This window comes from Pseudomonas sp. N-1-13 (assembly GCF_057787095.1).
In genome coordinates this window covers 1,335,710-1,352,331 of record NZ_JBYNRI010000001.1, presented here as the reverse complement: position 1 = coordinate 1,352,331, position 16,622 = coordinate 1,335,710, and the positions used below count along the sequence as shown (strand labels likewise).

Sequence of the window (16,622 nt, the reverse complement as noted above, 5' to 3'; positions counted from 1 at the left end):
TTGTTCTGCCAGTGCCTTACAAGGTGATGGCCGTGCCCAGCAACGTCAGGAACCCCGCCAGCCAGTTCGGATGTGCCGGCCAGGCGGGCGCGGTCGCCAGATTGCCTTGAACGTGGCCTTCGGTGACCGCGCACTCGATAAAGGTCCCTCCCGCCAGACGCACCTCCGGGGCACAGGCGGGATAGGCGCTGCATTCGCGCCCTTCCAGGATACCCGCCGCTGCCAGCAATTGCGCACCGTGGCATACCGCTGCAATCGGCTTGCCCGCCTGGTCAAATTCACGCACCAGTTGCAGGACTTTCTCATTCAGGCGCAGATATTCCGGCGCACGTCCGCCCGGCACCAGCAACGCATCGTAATCAGCGGCCTCGACACCGACGAAATCATGATTCAGCGCGAACAGATGCCCCGGTTTTTCGCTGTAGGTCTGGTCGCCCTCGAAGTCGTGGATCGCCGTGCGCACGGTCTGCCCGGCGCTTTTGTCCGGGCACACGGCATGAACGGTGTGGCCGATCATCTGCAAGGCCTGGAATGGCACCATGACTTCATAGTCTTCGACGTAATCGCCGACCAGCATGAGGATTTTCTTTGCGGCCATGGGGTGGACTCCTTGAAAAATGCGTAGAGGGTGAACGCATTAAAGGTAGACCGGTACGTCGGTAGATGAGGGATAAGCGGCGATTACCTGACGGGCTGCACATCGCTGGATGCTGAATGCAACGTGTGGGAGCGAGCCTGCTCGCGATTCAGGCGACGCGGTTTTTCAGGTGCACCGCGTCATCGTTCAATCGCGAGCAGGCTCGCTCCCACAGGGTAATGTGTCAGTCACTCAGGCGAGGTAACCGTCAGCCCGCAGCAGGGTTTCGAGGCAGTGCTCGGTGATGTGGTAGAACGCCTTGAGTTCCTGGATCTTCGCCAGCAGCTCTGCCGGGTCCACCGGTTCGGCGCGTTTGACCGCCAGGATCATCTTGTTCTTGTTGGTGTGGTCCAGGGAAATGAACTCGAACACCTTGGTTTCGTAGCCGCATGCCTCCAGAAACAGCGCCCGCAGACTGTCAGTGACCATTTCTGCCTGCTGGCCCAGGTGCAGGCCATATTGCAGCATCGGCTTGAGCAACGCCGGACTCTGGATTTGCAAGCGGATCTGCTTGTGGCAGCACGGCGAGCACATGATGATCGAAGCGCCCGAGCGAATGCCCATGTGGATCGCGTAATCGGTGGCGATATCACAGGCATGCAAGGCAATCATCACATCCACCGCGGCCGGCGCCACGCTGCGCACATCGCCGTGCTGGAAGCTCAGGCCCGGGTGCTCCAGCCGCGCGGCAGCTTCGTTGCACAGCTTGACCATGTCCTCTCGCAGTTCGACGCCGGTCACGATCCCTTCAGCCTGCAAGGTGTTGCGCAGGTAGTCATGGATGGCGAACGTCAGATAACCCTTGCCCGAGCCAAAGTCCGACACCCGCACCGGCTGATCCAGGGCCAGCGGCGAAGATGTCAGCGCATGGCTGAAGACTTCGATGAACTTGTTGATCTGCTTCCACTTGCGCGACATCGCCGGGATCAGCTCGTGCTTATGGTTGGTCACGCCCAAATCCGCCAGGAACGGGCGGTTCAGGTCGAGGAAGCGGTTTTTCTCGCGATTGTGCTCGGCCGATGGCACTTCTCGCAGCTGCTGGGGCTTGCTCTTGAACAGCGAGCTTTTGCCCTTTTTGCTGTATTCCAGCTGCGCTTCGTCGGTGACAGCCAGCAGGTGCGCGTTCTTGAACGACATCGGCAACAACGCGGCGATGGTCGCCACGCCTTCGGCCAGCGGGAAATTCTTGGTGATGTCGCGGGTTTTGTAGCGGTAAACGAAGGACAGGCATGGCTGATCCTTGACCGTCAACTGCTTGATGATCAGCCGTTGCAGGTCCGCTTCGTCACCGACGTACTTGGCCAGCACCAGTTTGATGAAGGCGTTCTGCTCAAGGCTGCTTTGCAGCAGCTCGATGAACTGGGCGTGGTGATCCGGCGCAGGACGGGCGGGGGTAGCGGTGACAGACATGGAAAAAGCGGCCTCGGGGCGGGCGGATCGGGAATGGCGGTTATTTTAGGGGGGATGGGCAGTGAGGGCACGGAAAAGTTCGTGTGGCGAGCAGTATCCCCTGTGGGGGCAAAGCTTTGCTCCCACAGGCTTGTGCTGGCAGAAATTTTTTCAGCCCAGCACCACCAGCCGATTCGGCAATTCATTGCGCGCGTGAGTCACGGGTACATGCTCCTTGAGCAATTCGCCGCAGGCCTCGATGCAGGTGACAAAACCCTGCAACGTCTGTCCTTGGCGGACCTGCTGGGTGAAGGTGGCGACAATGGCCTCCCAGCGCGTGTTGTCGAGACGCTTGGAAATGCCTTCGTCCACCAGGATTTCCACATACCGCTCGGCCTCGCAAACAAAAATCAACATTCCTGTGCCGCCGACGGTGTGGTGCAGGTTCTGCTCGAGAAACTGCCGGCGCGCCAGATTGGAGGCGCGCCAGTGGCGCACGGAACGGGGGATCAGGTGAGTGGTGATTGCAGGAATGCGAAACACCAGGCACAGCACGATAAACAGGACCCACTGCACCAGCAGCAGACTGTGCATGTTCAGCCAGCCCGTGAGGTAATGCACCATGCCGGGCACCACCAAGGCCAGCAGGCTGGCCCACAGCAGCGGGATGTAGGCGTAGTCGTCGGCGCGGGCAGCAAGCACGGTGACCAGCTCGGCATCGGTATCGCGCTCCACCCGGGCGATGGCCTCGGCGACCTTGCGTTGTTCGTGTTCAGTCAGTAATGCCATGGTTAAAAGTGCCTGCTCATTATTATTGTCACCAGCCGCCCGACGAACCGCCGCCCCCGAAACTGCCCCCACCACCACTGAAGCCGCCGCCACCACTGCCGCCAAAACCGCCGCCACCGCCATAGCCGCCCCCGGAACCACCGCGTCCGGCCGGCAGGATACCGAGCATCTGGCACACGAACACCGTTACGATGAACAGCAGCACCAACAACACGAACAGCCCCGGATGGCGCCCGACGAAATCGCCCTCCTCCTGGCCGTCGGCACCGTACACCGCAGCCGGCTCATCCAGCGCATTGCCGCCCAGCACCATCAGCATCGCCGCTACGCCGTCGCTGATACCTTTGTTGAAATTGCCGGACTTGAACGCCGGAGTGATCACCTGGTTGATAATCACCGAACTCTGGGCGTCAGTCAGGCGGTCTTCCAGGCCATAGCCCACTTCGATCCGCAGTTTACGGTCATCCCGGGCCACGATCAGTAGCGCGCCGTTGTTTTTATCCTTCTGCCCGATGCCCCAGTGACGCCCCAGTTGATAACCAAAGTCTTCGATGCTGCTGCCTTGCAGGTCCGCCAGCGTGACCACGACCACCTGTTCACCGGTGGCCTGTTCATGGGCCTTGAGCTGTGCATCCAGTTGCGTGCGCACCGAGGGTTCCAGCATCTGGGCAGTGTCCACCACCCGCCCGGTCAGTGCCGGAAAACTCAACTCGGCCTGGGCCGTGATGGCAAAGACCCAGAGCAACAGCACCAGGCCAAATTTCAACACTCGCATCGTAACTCCTGTGTGGGAGCGAGCTGGTGTGGGAGCTGAGCTTGCTCGCGATGAAGGCACCTCGGTCTTTCTAATGACCGCGTTATCGTTCATCGCGAGCAAGCTTTGCTCCCACAGGCTCGCTCCCACAGTTTTTTCAGAATTTCACTTCAGGGGCTTTTTCGGCGTTGGGGCTGGTGGCTTCGAAGGTTTCGCGGATCGGCAGATCGCTGTACAGCACGCTGTGCCACAAGCGACCGGGGAAGGTGCGGATTTCGGTGTTGTATTTCTGCACCGCCAGGATGAAGTCGCGACGAGCCACGGCGATGCGGTTCTCGGTGCCTTCGAGTTGTGATTGCAAGGCCAGGAAGTTCTGGTTGGCCTTGAGGTCCGGATAACGCTCGACCACCACCATCAGCCGGCTCAACGCACCACTCAACTGGTCCTGGGCCTGCTGGAACTGCTTGAGTTTTTCCGGGTTGTCCAGGGTGCCGGCATCGACCTGGATGGACGTGGCCTTGGCCCGCGCCTCGACCACCGCCGTCAGGGTTTCCTGTTCGTGCTGCGCATAGCCCTTGACGGTTTCCACCAGGTTGGGGATCAGGTCGGCTCGGCGCTGGTACTGGTTCTGCACCTGTCCCCAGGCGGCCTTGGCCTGTTCGTCCAGGGTTGGAATATTGTTGATGCCGCAACCGGCCAGCAGCGTGGTGAACAGCATCAGCGCCAGTATTGGCAGGTGGCGAAGGTGATCGAGTCGTAGATTCATCGGTTGAAACTCCCCTATACAGTCCATTGAAGAAAACACAGCCACCTATCTCACCAGCGTCTGGGGCATAATCTGCCGCCGCCACGGGATTGAATCGGGTCGATGGGCTAAAAGATGCCCGGTGCGAAACTAAGTTCATCCGCGTGCGTTCGAAAACAGTGCTGCTCTTATTCAGACAATACTCGAACAACAATAGCCGCTCCTCACATTTTGCTGACCGGCGAGTCCTGATTACCGCCCTTAGGCTTGCGAGAAACCATTCATGAAGAAGCTGTGTTTGCTGGGCCTGTTCGTCACACTGGCCAGTCAATCCGTATTAGCCGACAACCTGCCAACCCCGATAGAGAACAAGAATGCCTTCATCAGCAACCTGATGAAGCAGATGACCCTCGAGGAAAAGATCGGCCAGTTGCGCCTGATCAGCATCGGCCCCGAGATGCCTCGGGAGATGATTCGCAAGGAAATCGCCGCTGGCAACATCGGAGGAACGTTCAACTCCATCACCCGGGCTGAAAACCGCCCGATGCAGGACGCGGCCATGCGCAGCCGGCTGAAGATCCCGATGTTCTTCGCCTATGACGTGATCCACGGCCATCGCACGATTTTCCCGATCCCCCTGGCCCTGGCCTCCAGCTGGGACATGGACGCCATCTACCGCTCCGGCCGCGTCGCTGCCCAGGAAGCGGCGGCCGACAGCCTGGACATCACCTTCGCGCCGATGGTGGATATTTCCCGCGACCCCCGCTGGGGCCGGACCTCCGAGGGCTTTGGTGAGGACACCTACCTGGTGTCGCGCATCGCCGGGGTGATGGTCAAAGCGTTCCAGGGCAGTGGCGCCAACGCGGCCGACAGCATCATGGCCAGCGTCAAGCACTTCGCCCTGTACGGCGCGGTGGAAGGTGGCCGGGACTACAACATCGTGGACATGAGCCCGGTGAAAATGTACCAGGACTACCTGCCACCCTACCGCGCCGCCATCGATGCGGGTGCCGGGGGGGTGATGGTCGCGCTGAACTCCATCAACGGCGTGCCCGCCACCGCCAACACCTGGCTGATGCACGATCTGTTACGCAAGGAATGGGGGTTCAAGGGCCTGGCGGTGAGTGACCACGGCGCCATCTTCGAACTGATCAAGCATGGCGTGGCCCGGGACGGTCGCGAAGCGGCGAAGCTGGCGATCAAGGCCGGCATCGACATGAGCATGAACGACTCGCTGTACGGCAAGGAGCTGCCTGGACTGCTCAAGGCCGGTGAAATCGAGCAGAGCGACATCGACAATGCGGTGCGCGAAGTCCTCGCCGCCAAATACGACATGGGCCTGTTCAAGGATCCGTACCTGCGCATCGGCAAGGCCGAGGACGACCCGGCCGACACCTACGCTGAAAGCCGCCTGCACCGCGACGATGCCCGTGACGTGGCCCGCCGCAGCCTGGTCCTGCTGGAAAACCGCAACCAGACCCTGCCCCTGAACAAAAGCGCAAAAATCGCCCTGGTCGGACCGCTCGCCAAGGCTCCGATCGACATGATGGGCAGTTGGGCCGCTGCCGGGCGCCCTGCGCAATCGGTGACCTTGTTCGACGGCATGACCCGCGCACTGGGCGCAGAATCGAAACTGATCTACGCCCGTGGCGCCAACATCACCGGCGACAAGAAGGTGCTCGACTACCTGAACTTCCTCAACTTCGACGCCCCGGAAGTGGTGGATGACCCGCGCCCTGCCCAAGTGCTGATCGACGAAGCCGTGAAGGCCGCCAAGCAAGCCGATGTGGTGGTGGCCGCCGTGGGTGAGTCGCGCGGCATGTCCCACGAATCCTCGAGCCGGACGGAACTGAGCATCCCCGCCAGCCAGCGCGAGCTGATCAAGGCCCTGAAGGCTACCGGCAAACCACTGGTGCTGGTGCTGATGAACGGCCGCCCGCTGGCGCTGGTGGATGAAAAGCAACAGGCCGATGCGATCCTGGAAACCTGGTTCAGCGGCACCGAAGGCGGCAACGCCATCGCCGACGTGTTGTTCGGCGACTACAACCCGTCGGGCAAACTGCCGATCTCCTTCCCGCGCTCGGTAGGACAGATTCCGACCTACTACAACCATCTGAGCATTGGTCGACCGTTCACGCCGGGCAAGCCGGGCAACTACACCTCGCAATACTTCGATGACACCACTGGCCCGCTCTACCCGTTCGGCTACGGCCTGAGCTACACCGAATTCAGCCTGACGGACATGGCCCTGTCGTCCACCACGCTGAACAAGACCGGCAAGCTCGATGCCAGCGTGACCCTGGAAAACACCGGCGAGCGTGACGGCGAAACCGTGGTGCAGCTCTATATCCAGGATGTGACCGGCTCGATCATCCGCCCAGTGAAGGAGCTGAAGAACTTCCGCAAGGTGATGCTCAAGGCCGGCGAGAAGAAAGTCATTCACTTCACCATCACCGAAGACGACTTGAAGTTCTACAACGCCCAGCTCAAATACGCCGCTGAACCGGGCAAGTTCAACGTCCAGATCGGCCTGGATTCCCAGGATGTGAAGCAACAGAGTTTCGAGTTGCTCTGATTCATCAAGAGCGCAAATAACCGTGGGAGCGAGCCTGCTCGCGATGAAGGCCTACCAGTCACCGCATCATTGACTGTCAGGCCGCCATCGCGAGCAGGCTCGCTCCCACATTGTTTTTGCTGAACCTTAACCCCGCCGCCCCAGCACATTCACCACCAACCGATCCACCAACCCCCACACCCGTTGCTTGACCCGTTTCCACAGTGGCCGGCGCTTCCAGGCGTCGAGACTGACCTCCAGGCTCTGGGCGAAGTCACGCTCGAAACTCGCCGCCACTGCCGTGCTGAGTGCGGAGTCGAGGGCTTCGAGGTTGGCTTCCAGATTGAAGCGCAGGTTCCAGTGATCGAAATTACAGGAGCCGATGCTGACCCAGTCGTCCACCAGCACCATCTTCAGGTGCAGGAAACACGGCTGGTATTCGAAGATTTTCACCCCAGCCTTGAGCAGACGCGGGTAATAACGGTGCCCGGCGTAGCGCACGGACGGGTGATCGGTGCGCGGGCCGGTGAGCAGCAGGCGCACATCGATGCCCCGGGCGGCAGCCTTGCGCAAGGAGCGACGCACGTTCCAGGTCGGCAAAAAGTACGGGGTCGCCATCCAGATCCGCTTCTGGCCGCTGTTCAGGGCCCGGGACAACGATTGCAGGATGTCGCGATTCTGGCGGGCATCGGCATAAGCCACCCGCCCCATGCCCTCCCCCATCGGCGGAACCCGGGGCAAGCGCGGCAAGCCGAAGTTGGAAGCCGGTTTCCAGGCGCGGCGATGGCGGTTGGCGAGCCATTGGCGGTCAAACAGCAACTGCCAGTCGAGCACCAAGGGGCCGACGATTTCCACCATGACCTCGTGCCACTCGCAGCGGTCATCCAGCGGGCTCCAGAACTCATCGGTGACCCCGGTGCCGCCAACCACCGCCAGGCGCTGGTCCACCAACAGCAGCTTGCGGTGGTCCCGATATAAATTCCGTACCCAGCGGCGCCAACTCAGGCGATTGTAAAAACGCAGCTCCACGCCCGCCTCGATCAGGCGGTGACGCAGGTCCTGGGTGAACGCCAGGCTGCCGTAGTCATCGAACAGGCAACGCACGCGAACACCGCGCTCGGCAGCTTGGACGAGTGCCTGAACCATCGCCTCGGCGCAAGTTCCCGCCTCCACCAGGTACAGCTCCAGCTCGACCTGTTCCTGGGCGCGGGCGATTTCCACCAGCATGCGCGGGAAAAACTGCGGGCCATCGATCAACAGCTCGAAGCGATTGCCCTCGCGCCACGGAAATACCGGGCCGCTCATGTCAGCGCGCCGTGAAAATCAGCACCGCATTCACCGGCACTGCGAGGCTGATGGCCGACAACCCGGCCTGTTTGCGCAACTTCTCCAATCCCGGCGCCAGATCGAAATCCGCCGCATTGAGCACCACCGGCTCCAGGGTCACGACCTGGAACCGTCGTTCATCCAGGCGCGTTGCCAGCAGTTCGGCCTGATACACATGTTGCTTGCCGTGCAGGTCCACGGTCAGCGGCAAGCGCAGTTCCAGTTGAGCACCGTTGGCCAGGTCCTGAATCGGTAACAGGTCGAGCTGCGCAGTAATGGCGGCGTCGGCAAATTGCTTGATCTCAAACAATTCGGCGCGCATGCGCTCGTCACGCAGGGGAATGCCACTGTTGACCGACTCCAGCTCCACTTCCAGCCGGACCATCCCCTTGGGCTGGACCTGACCATGAAGCACCAGGAAACGCTGGACCTCGGAAACGTTGCCATTTTTGCTGCTGATAAACGACAGCCGCGACGATTCGCCGTCCAGATACCAATTGGCCTGGACCGGCAGCGCGGCGCAGGCCAGCAGCAAGGTCGCGACAGCGTGAGAAAAAGACCGCTTGAACATACACACTCGGAGGGCAGATAAACCTGTGGCGAACCTTAACCGGGCCGAGGGCACTTGCAAACCTTCTGTTTCAATCCTCTGCGGGAATACACAGGTCCGGTCACGGCTCCAACCGACAGCCCTGCCGCTCCCCCAGCCATCGTGCGCTATTGCTTCGCCCCAGCCCGGCGACGGTGATGCGTTTCGCTTCAGGCGTTTCGAGAAAATCGCTGATGGGCACCGACTGCTTTACATAGCCACGGCAATAGTCAGCCGGTTGCTCCATCACGTAGCGACACGAGCAATATTCCTTGGCGGTGTAGGCGCTGATGATGTCGGGGAAGGCCCGCAGCGCCACCCGCTCGAGCCAGATCCAGCCGAGCAGGGCCACAACAAGTAACGACATCAGCGTGAGCAGCGGTCTGCGTCTCATGGCTGCACCGTCCCGGCGAACGCCGCCATGGCTCGCTTGAGCAACTCGTTGTGGCGGTAGCTGCCGTCGCGGTCATCAGCGTAGCGCACGATCACCAACCGGGCGCTGGGGATCACGTACAACGCCTGCCCCCAATGGCCCAGCGCGGCAAACGTATCCGGCGGTGCATCGGGCCACGGGTGGATGGCCGGGTCGGCCGCGCGGTTGAGCCACCAATGCCCACCGGGCACCGCTTCATCCTGGCCGGCCCGGAAGCGGGCGAAGGGCTCGCGATTGAACGCCACCCAGGCTTGCGGGATCAGTTGCCGCTCGCCCCAGCGTCCCTCGCGTTGCATCAACAGCCCCACACGCGCCAGGTCCCGCGCCGTAAGGTAGGCGTAGGAGGACCCGACAAACGTGCCGGCGGCGTCGGTTTCCCAGGTGGCGTGGCGGATACCCAGCGGCTCGAACAGGGCCGTCCAGGGGTAATCGGGATACCGCGCCGGGCCGACGATATTTTTCAATGCCGCGGCCAGCAGGTTGCTGTCACCGCTGGAGTAACGAAACACCTGCCCCGGCGGCCTGTCGCGTTCATGCTGCGCAGTGAACGCCGCCATGTCATAACGCCCACGGGTATAAAGCATCGCCACCACCGAGGACTTGAGCGGTGCGTATTCGTAATCTTCCTGCCAATCCAGCCCCGAGGCCCAATGGAACAGATCGGCCAAGGTCATGTCCGGATGCTTGCTCAACGCCGGGTAATACCTGGCGGCAGGATCCTGCAGACTGAACAGCTTTTGCCCATAGGCCACGCCAAACACCGTCGCCATCAGGCTTTTGCTGATCGACCAGGTCAGGTGCGCAGTGTCGGCACGGGTGGGCCCGGCATAACGCTCGTAGACCAGCCGCCCGTCCAGGATCACCAGCAGCGCATCGGTACGGATGCCCTGGCGAGAGGCATCGTCGCGGGGTGGGAAGGCGTATTGCTCCAGGGCTTCGATGGCCAGCCCGGTGGGGGTCGGGCCACTTGGCCATTGCTCACCGGGCCAGTCTTCAGCCTGGGCGTACAGGTTGAGCAACAGCAGCGGGATCAGGAACCAGCCTTTGGACATGCTCGGGGCTCGCAGGATTGAACCTTCTGAGCCTATTCAGACTTGATGACAATTTGGGTATGGGTGGCATCTCCCTGTGGGAGCGAGCCTGCTCGCGATAGCGCTGGCTCAGCAGCATTGATGTCAACTGACACTCCGCTATCGCGAGCAGGCTCGCTCCCACAAAGGGTTATCCCAACGCCTTGGCCAACCGCTTGGCCCGCGCACCCGCCGCCATGTCCATCACGGCTTTATCTCGCGTCCACATCTCGCGCCACACCGCCGGGCCGGCGGCCAGGGCGTCGTTCAGTTCTTCATCGAGCCCGCTGAACTGAGCGAACAACCCACCCAGCAGCACATGCCCGGCCGCGCTGGACGGGTTGTGACGACTCACTTCAGCGCAACCGGCCAGCAATCCCAGCAGACGCAGCTGCAGGGCTTGGGGCCAAGCGCACTCCTGCCCCACGCCATACAGCCAGGCGGCCATGGCACTGAGCACATAAAGGTCTTCCAAGGTGCGGAACGGTTTGACGTAGGCGTCCCAACCGTCCCCGGCCAACAACTCGCACAGCGCGCCATCCAACAGCACCCGGCCATGGCTGATGTCTGGCATCAGGGCGATGGCCGGGAGTTTTTCCAGGGTCACCCCCGGCTCTCCGGGATAAACCACCGCAAGATTCAACCGCGGCGGCTCGCCGGCTGCTTCGCTGCGGGCGGCAATCAGCAGCCACTCGGCCGCATCGCCCGCAGTAACGAAATCCTTGCGCCCGTTCAATCGCAGGTCGGTGATGCGAGTCTGCATGTCCGCCGGGCGCAGGCTGCGCTGCTCCGTGGCGCACAAGGCGCCCAGGCTCTGGGGCGCGCTCGGCCAAAGCACCCGCAGCGCCGCCTGATACCCCACCAGAAAAGCCAACCCCGGCGTTGCCATCAATCGCGCCCCCATGACGGCCAGTTCGAACGGCGTAACCGGCCCCAGGCGTTGCAGCAAGGCCGCATAACCCTCAGCCAGGTCCGGATGGGCGGGCAACCGTTCGCCGCGTTCGATCAGGTTTTGCCAGGGCATGGGAGGCTCCTCAATGGGCTGTCATATAAGCATCACCAAAGCTTCATGGCGATGACACCGGGGCTACATAGCCTGACTTTGCACAACATGGCTGCATAAAGAAAGTCGATCGGCTGCAACTGAACAGCCCGCACGGAGATTCGCTATGACTCAGATCGCCCGCATCAGCGACACTGGCAATGAACGCCGCCTGCAAGCCGAACGCCTGATTGGCGCCAAGGCTTTGCAAGAAGCCCAGGCCCTGCGCTTCAACGTCTTCAGCGGCGAATTCAACGCCAAGCTCAAAGGCGCGGAAATGGGTCTGGACATGGATGACTATGATGTTCACTGCGCCCACATCGGCGTACGCGACCTGAATACCGGCCGACTCGTGGCGACGACACGCCTGCTCGATCACCACGCTGCCAGCAGCCTGGGCCGGTTCTACAGTGAAGAAGAGTTCAACCTTCACGGCCTGGTCCATCTCAAGGGCCCGATCCTGGAAATCGGCCGCACCTGCGTCGACCCGGCCTACCGCAACGGTGGCACCATCGCTGTATTGTGGGGCGAACTGGCCGAGGTGCTGAACGAGGGCGGCTACAGCTACCTGATGGGATGCGCGAGCATTCCAATGCAGGACGGCGGCGTCCAGGCCCAAGCGATCATGCAGCGTCTGCGCGAACGTTATCTGTGCACCGAACACCTGCGGGCGGTGCCGAAAAAACCGTTGCCGGCCCTGGACGTACCGTCCAACGTCATCGCCGAAATGCCGCCTCTGCTCAAGGCTTACATGCGCCTGGGCGCGAAGATTTGCGGTGAGCCGTGCTGGGATGAGGATTTCCAGGTGGCCGACGTGTTCATCCTGCTCAAGCGTGACGAACTCTGCCCACGCTACGCCCGCCACTTCAAGGCAGCGGTGTGATGAGTCGGTTGCGGGTGTACGCGCGAATCGCGCGAGTGTTGCTGGTGGTGACGCTGGGCCTGAGCATGGCCAGCGTATTCGGGCTGTTCGAACGGTTGGGTGTGGCCAACTCCATGGTGCGCCGCCAGCGCTGGTCGCGTTTTTTCATGGCGCGCCTGAGCAATGCCCTGCCCTTCTGCGTGACGGTGCACGGGCAAATGCCGCAACAGCCCATGCTGTGGGTCAGCAACCATGTGTCCTGGACCGATATCCCACTGCTGGGCATGCTCACGCCCATGTCCTTCCTGTCCAAAGCCGAAGTACGCACCTGGCCAGTGGCCGGATGGTTGGCGGCCAAGGCTGGCAGCCTGTTTATCCGACGCGGCTCGGGCGACAGCCAGTTGATCCGCAAGCAAATGAGCCGACACCTGGAACAGGCCCATCCGCTGCTGATGTTTCCCGAAGGCACCACCACCGATGGCCGCTCCCTGCGCACTTTCCACGGGCGTTTATTGTCGGCGGCCATCGATGCGGACGTGGCGCTGCAACCGGTGGCGATCCGCTACCTGCGCAACGGTGAACCGGACTCGCTGGCGCCGTTCGTTGGCGATGATGATTTGCTGTCGCACCTGATGCGCCTGTTCGCCAATGACCGGGGCGAGGTGCACATCCATCTGCTGGAACCGATTGCCTGCCACGGCCAGGAGCGAGCTGCCCTGGCCTTCCAGGCGCAACAGGCGGTGCATAAGGCATTGTTTGGCGAAATCCCACAGAAGCAGCAAGTGCCGATGCGGCCTGCGATCGCGGCCTGATCCGGCGGCCCTATGCAGAGCCCTTGTGGGAGCGAGCCTGCTCGCGATAGCGGTCAGTCAGTTGGTTCTTGACTGCCAGGCCTTCATCGCGAGCAGGCTCGCTCACACATTTGAACTTCAGTGACGGCAAGAACCGGCTCCAACATCACCCCTGCCGTGTTGTCTGGCTCAACGCAAAATCCTGCAACTGCGGGTAGAACAGCTGAAAGTCTTCGCTCAACGGTTCATAGAGCCTGATCAATTCTTCCATGGCCCCGGCCAGCTCCTCCGGCCGGGACAGGCGTCGGGAAATCCCCCGCAATACTTGCCCAAGCACATCGAATTCTCGATAAGACCCCAGCCAGTCATCCGCCGCCATGTAAGGCGCGATTTGCGCCAGACGCCCAGGCAACTGCGGCTCGGCGGCGAGCACTCGGTAGACCTGGGAGGTGAAATCCATCAACGGCCCTTCGCCATACAGCGCCCAGTCCCGGGCCAGGCAATGATCAAAAAACACGTCGAGCACAATTCCGGCATAGCGCCGCCGTACGGTGGAAAAGCGCGACAAAGCGATATCCACCACGGGGTGGCGATCGGTGTACATGTCGATGCGTCGATGCAGGGCAATCGCCGCTTCGATCTGCGGATCGTACAGGCCTTGCAACGGCCCTTTGACGAAGTCGCCGTAGAGGCTGCCGAGCAGTCGTTCCCGGCCGGGGCCGCCGAGGTGCAGGTGTGCGAGATAGTTCATGGCGCGAAGCTTAGCACCGCCGCGCCAATATCGTTATAACCCGATATAGCGATTTATTCGGTTTTCAGATCAAATCCATATTGGTGTATCGCGAAATAACGATTTAAAGTTCGCCCCATCGCGATATAGCGTTTTACTCATTCCGAGCAACCAACCATGCCCCTCGACCTCGACGAAATAATAAAAGCCCTGGCACACCCAGTACGGCGAGACATCCTCAACTGGCTCAAAGACCCCAAGGTCCAGTTCCCCGAACAGTTGCACAACCACGAATTCGGCATTTGCGCCGGGCAGATCGACCAGCGTTGCGGCCTGTCGCAGTCCACGGTGTCCGCCCATCTGGCGGTGTTGCAACGGGCGGGGCTGATCACCAGCCAGAAGGTCGGTCAATGGCATTTCTTCAAACGCAACGAGGACGTGATCCAGCAGTTCCTCAAGCAAATGAGCCAAGAGCTCTGACCCGACAAGGATCCACCATGCCCCTCTCACTTCTCATCCTGGCCCTGAGCGCCTTCGCCATCGGCACCACCGAGTTCGTCATCATGGGCCTGTTGCCTGAGGTGGCGGCCGACCTGGGTGTATCGATTCCCGGCGCCGGCTGGCTGGTGACCGGCTACGCCCTGGGCGTGGCCATCGGGGCACCGTTCATGGCCCTGGCCACCGCACGGTTGCCGCGCAAGGCCGCCCTGGTCGCGCTGATGGGGATCTTCATCGTCGGCAACCTGCTCTGCGCCATCGCCAGTGATTACAACGTGCTGATGTTCGCCAGGGTCGTCACCGCCCTGTGCCATGGCGCGTTCTTCGGCATCGGTTCGGTGGTGGCCGCCGGCCTGGTGGCACCCAACAAGCGCGCCTCGGCCGTAGCCCTGATGTTCACCGGCCTGACCCTGGCCAACGTACTCGGCGTACCGCTGGGCACCGCGCTGGGTCAGGAAGCCGGCTGGCGCTCGACCTTCTGGGCCGTGACCGTCATCGGCGTGATTGCACTGATCGGCCTGATCCGCTTTCTGCCGGCCAAGCGCGATGAAGAAAAACTCGACATGCGCTCGGAACTCGTCGCCCTCAAGGGCGCAGGCCTGTGGCTGTCCCTGAGCATGACCGCGCTGTTCTCCGCCTCGGTGTTCACCCTGTTCACTTACGTCGCCCCGCTGCTGGGAGAAGTCACTGGCGTATCGCCCCGCGGCGTGACCTGGACCCTGGTGCTGATCGGCCTGGGCCTGACTCTGGGCAATATCATCGGCGGCAAGCTGGCGGACAAGAGCCTGGCGAACACGTTGATGGGGGTTTTCACCACCATGGCTGTGGTGTCCACCGTATTGAGCTGGACCAGCGTCGCGCTGATCCCCACTGAAATCACCCTGTTCCTCTGGGCCACCGCCTGCTTCGCCGCCGTGCCGGCCCTGCAAGTCAACGTGGTGACCTTCGGCAAAGACGCGCCAAACCTGGTTTCCACCCTGAACATCGGCGCCTTCAACATCGGCAACGCCTTGGGCGCCTGGGTCGGCGGCAGTGTCATCGACCACGGCCTGGGCCTGACCAGCGTGCCCCTGGCCGCCGGTGCGCTGGCCGTGCTGGCGCTGCTGGTCACCCTGATCACTTTCCGCCAGGGCGGCAATGCCGACCTGGCCCCTGCCACTCACTGACTTTTAACCCTTAACTTTCGAGGTTGTAATTGATGACGACTATTTTCGATCCAATCAAACTCGGCGACATCGAGCTGAAGAACCGCATCATCATGGCGCCGCTCACCCGCTGCCGTGCCGACGCCGGCCGTGTGCCCAACGCGCTGATGGCCGAGTACTACGTGCAGCGTGCCTCCGCTGGCCTGATCCTCAGCGAAGCCACCTCTGTCACGCCCATGGGCGTGGGCTACCCCGATACCCCCGGCATCTGGTCCAACGACCAGGTGCGCGGCTGGAGCAACGTGACCAAGGCTATCCACGGCGCCGGCGGCAAGATTTTCCTGCAACTGTGGCACGTGGGCCGGATCTCCCATCCGTCTTACCTGAACGGCGAATTGCCGGTGGCGCCCAGCGCCATCCAGCCCAAGGGCCATGTAAGTCTGGTGCGTCCGCTGGCCGACTACCCGACGCCACGCGCGCTGGAAACCGAGGAAATCGCCGATATCATTGAGGCTTACCGCGTAGGCGCCGAGAACGCCAAGGCCGCCGGTTTCGACGGCGTGGAAATCCATGGCGCCAACGGCTACCTGCTCGACCAGTTCCTGCAAAGCAGCACCAACCAGCGCACCGACAACTATGGCGGCTCCCTGGAAAACCGTGCCCGCCTGCTGCTGGAAGTGACCGACGCTGCCATTGAAGTCTGGGGCGCCGGCCGGGTTGGCGTGCACCTGGCACCACGCGCCGACTCCCATGACATGGGCGACGAGAACCGCCTGGAAACCTTCAGCTATGTGGCCCGCGAGTTGGGCAAGCGTGGCATCGCCTTTATCTGCTCCCGTGAAAAGGAAGGCGAAGACAGCATCGGCCCGCAGCTCAAGCAAGCTTTCGGTGGCCCGTACATTGCCAACGAACGTTTCACCAAGGACAGCGCCAACGCCTGGCTGGCCGAGGGCAAAGCGGATGCCGTTGCCTTTGGTGTGCCGTTCATTGCCAACCCGGACCTACCGGCGCGCTTGAAAGCTGACGCACCGCTGAACGAGCCGCATCCGGAAACGTTCTATGGGAAAGGCCCGGTGGGTTACATCGATTACCCCGTGATGTAAATAAAAAACCGGCCTTACCAAAAGCCCCGACTCGCAAGAGCCGGGGCTTTTTTACATCTGTTGACGGCTGACGCAATCAAACTCCGCAGAAATCGAAACATCAAATAACAACACCACACTTACTCACTATGGATTAACACACCGGACAGCGTTAATAATAAGCCC

The 16,622-nt window shown here is 61.7% G+C and carries 17 protein-coding genes; 6 read left to right on the top strand and 11 right to left on the bottom strand.

Annotated features, from left to right (window positions below; all coding sequences use genetic code 11):
* Nucleotides 1–16 precede the first annotated feature (16 nt).
* The 5 genes from AC3I65_RS06225 to AC3I65_RS06205 all read right to left on the bottom strand — a co-directional run bounded on the left by AC3I65_RS06225 (nt 17) and on the right by AC3I65_RS06205 (nt 4,335).
* The gene (locus tag AC3I65_RS06225; protein WP_047228012.1) at nt 17–598 is read right to left on the bottom strand and encodes a DJ-1/PfpI family protein; all 582 of its coding nucleotides are present in this window, start codon (nt 596–598) and stop codon (nt 17–19) included.
* A 231-nt stretch (nt 599–829) separates the two neighbouring features.
* Nucleotides 830–2,047, bottom strand: coding sequence for a class I SAM-dependent methyltransferase (locus AC3I65_RS06220; RefSeq protein ID WP_076386003.1), 1,218 nt, complete (start codon nt 2,045–2,047; stop codon nt 830–832).
* 150 nt (nt 2,048–2,197) lie between these two features.
* On the bottom strand, nt 2,198–2,815 hold the full coding sequence (locus tag AC3I65_RS06215) for a TPM domain-containing protein (RefSeq protein WP_047228014.1): 618 nt from the start codon (nt 2,813–2,815) through the stop codon (nt 2,198–2,200).
* Nucleotides 2,816–2,843: 28 nt separating this feature from the next.
* The gene (locus AC3I65_RS06210; protein WP_047228015.1) at nt 2,844–3,590 is read right to left on the bottom strand and encodes a TPM domain-containing protein; all 747 of its coding nucleotides are present in this window, start codon (nt 3,588–3,590) and stop codon (nt 2,844–2,846) included.
* A 136-nt stretch (nt 3,591–3,726) separates the two neighbouring features.
* The gene (locus AC3I65_RS06205) at nt 3,727–4,335 is read right to left on the bottom strand and encodes a LemA family protein (RefSeq protein WP_047228016.1); all 609 of its coding nucleotides are present in this window, start codon (nt 4,333–4,335) and stop codon (nt 3,727–3,729) included.
* 262 nt (nt 4,336–4,597) lie between these two features.
* On the opposite strand from AC3I65_RS06205, the gene bglX reads away from it, so the two are divergent.
* Entirely contained in the window at nt 4,598–6,889 is a 2,292-nt protein-coding gene (gene bglX, locus AC3I65_RS06200; RefSeq protein ID WP_488523548.1) for a beta-glucosidase BglX, read from the top strand.
* 126 nt (nt 6,890–7,015) lie between these two features.
* On the opposite strand, the gene AC3I65_RS06195 is transcribed toward bglX, so the two are convergent.
* The 5 genes from AC3I65_RS06195 to AC3I65_RS06175 form a co-directional block, all read right to left on the bottom strand.
* Nucleotides 7,016–8,173: a phospholipase D-like domain-containing protein gene (locus AC3I65_RS06195; RefSeq protein ID WP_107322061.1), complete on the bottom strand. Its 1,158-nt coding sequence runs from the start codon at nt 8,171–8,173 to the stop codon at nt 7,016–7,018.
* 1 nt (nt 8,174) lies between these two features.
* On the bottom strand, nt 8,175–8,765 hold the full coding sequence (locus AC3I65_RS06190) for a YceI family protein (RefSeq protein WP_047228019.1): 591 nt from the start codon (nt 8,763–8,765) through the stop codon (nt 8,175–8,177).
* A 100-nt stretch (nt 8,766–8,865) separates the two neighbouring features.
* Nucleotides 8,866–9,177: an amidase gene (locus tag AC3I65_RS06185; RefSeq protein WP_107322060.1), complete on the bottom strand. Its 312-nt coding sequence runs from the start codon at nt 9,175–9,177 to the stop codon at nt 8,866–8,868.
* On the bottom strand, nt 9,174–10,268 hold the full coding sequence (locus AC3I65_RS06180; RefSeq protein ID WP_488523547.1) for a serine hydrolase domain-containing protein: 1,095 nt from the start codon (nt 10,266–10,268) through the stop codon (nt 9,174–9,176). The genes AC3I65_RS06185 and AC3I65_RS06180 overlap by 4 nt, the downstream gene beginning before the upstream one ends.
* 169 nt (nt 10,269–10,437) lie before the next feature.
* Entirely contained in the window at nt 10,438–11,310 is an 873-nt protein-coding gene (locus AC3I65_RS06175) for an acyl-CoA dehydrogenase middle domain-containing protein (RefSeq protein WP_188252080.1), read from the bottom strand.
* Between the two features lie 145 nt (nt 11,311–11,455).
* On the opposite strand from AC3I65_RS06175, the gene olsB reads away from it, so the two are divergent.
* Entirely contained in the window at nt 11,456–12,211 is a 756-nt protein-coding gene (olsB, locus tag AC3I65_RS06170; RefSeq protein ID WP_047228023.1) for an L-ornithine N(alpha)-acyltransferase, read from the top strand.
* A complete protein-coding gene (locus AC3I65_RS06165; protein ID WP_047228024.1) occupies nt 12,211–13,002 on the top strand; it encodes a lysophospholipid acyltransferase family protein in 792 nt (263 codons plus the stop codon). The genes olsB and AC3I65_RS06165 overlap by 1 nt, the downstream gene beginning before the upstream one ends.
* 145 nt (nt 13,003–13,147) lie before the next feature.
* Here AC3I65_RS06165 and AC3I65_RS06160 read toward each other — a convergent pair whose 3' ends face one another.
* Nucleotides 13,148–13,732, bottom strand: a complete 585-nt coding sequence (locus tag AC3I65_RS06160) for an acyl carrier protein phosphodiesterase (RefSeq protein ID WP_047228025.1) — start codon at nt 13,730–13,732, stop codon at nt 13,148–13,150.
* A 156-nt stretch (nt 13,733–13,888) separates the two neighbouring features.
* Here AC3I65_RS06160 and AC3I65_RS06155 point away from each other — a divergent pair, with 156 nt between their 5' ends.
* Genes AC3I65_RS06155 through AC3I65_RS06145 form a run of 3 tightly spaced genes read left to right on the top strand, consistent with a single transcriptional unit; the run spans nt 13,889 to nt 16,457 of the window.
* Nucleotides 13,889–14,191, top strand: a complete 303-nt coding sequence (locus AC3I65_RS06155; protein WP_047228026.1) for an ArsR/SmtB family transcription factor — start codon at nt 13,889–13,891, stop codon at nt 14,189–14,191.
* A 17-nt stretch (nt 14,192–14,208) separates the two neighbouring features.
* Nucleotides 14,209–15,375, top strand: coding sequence for an MFS transporter (locus tag AC3I65_RS06150; protein WP_047228027.1), 1,167 nt, complete (start codon nt 14,209–14,211; stop codon nt 15,373–15,375).
* A gap of 32 nt (nt 15,376–15,407) precedes the next feature.
* A complete protein-coding gene (locus AC3I65_RS06145) occupies nt 15,408–16,457 on the top strand; it encodes an alkene reductase (RefSeq protein ID WP_076386007.1) in 1,050 nt (349 codons plus the stop codon).
* Nucleotides 16,458–16,622: the final 165 nt, after the last annotated feature.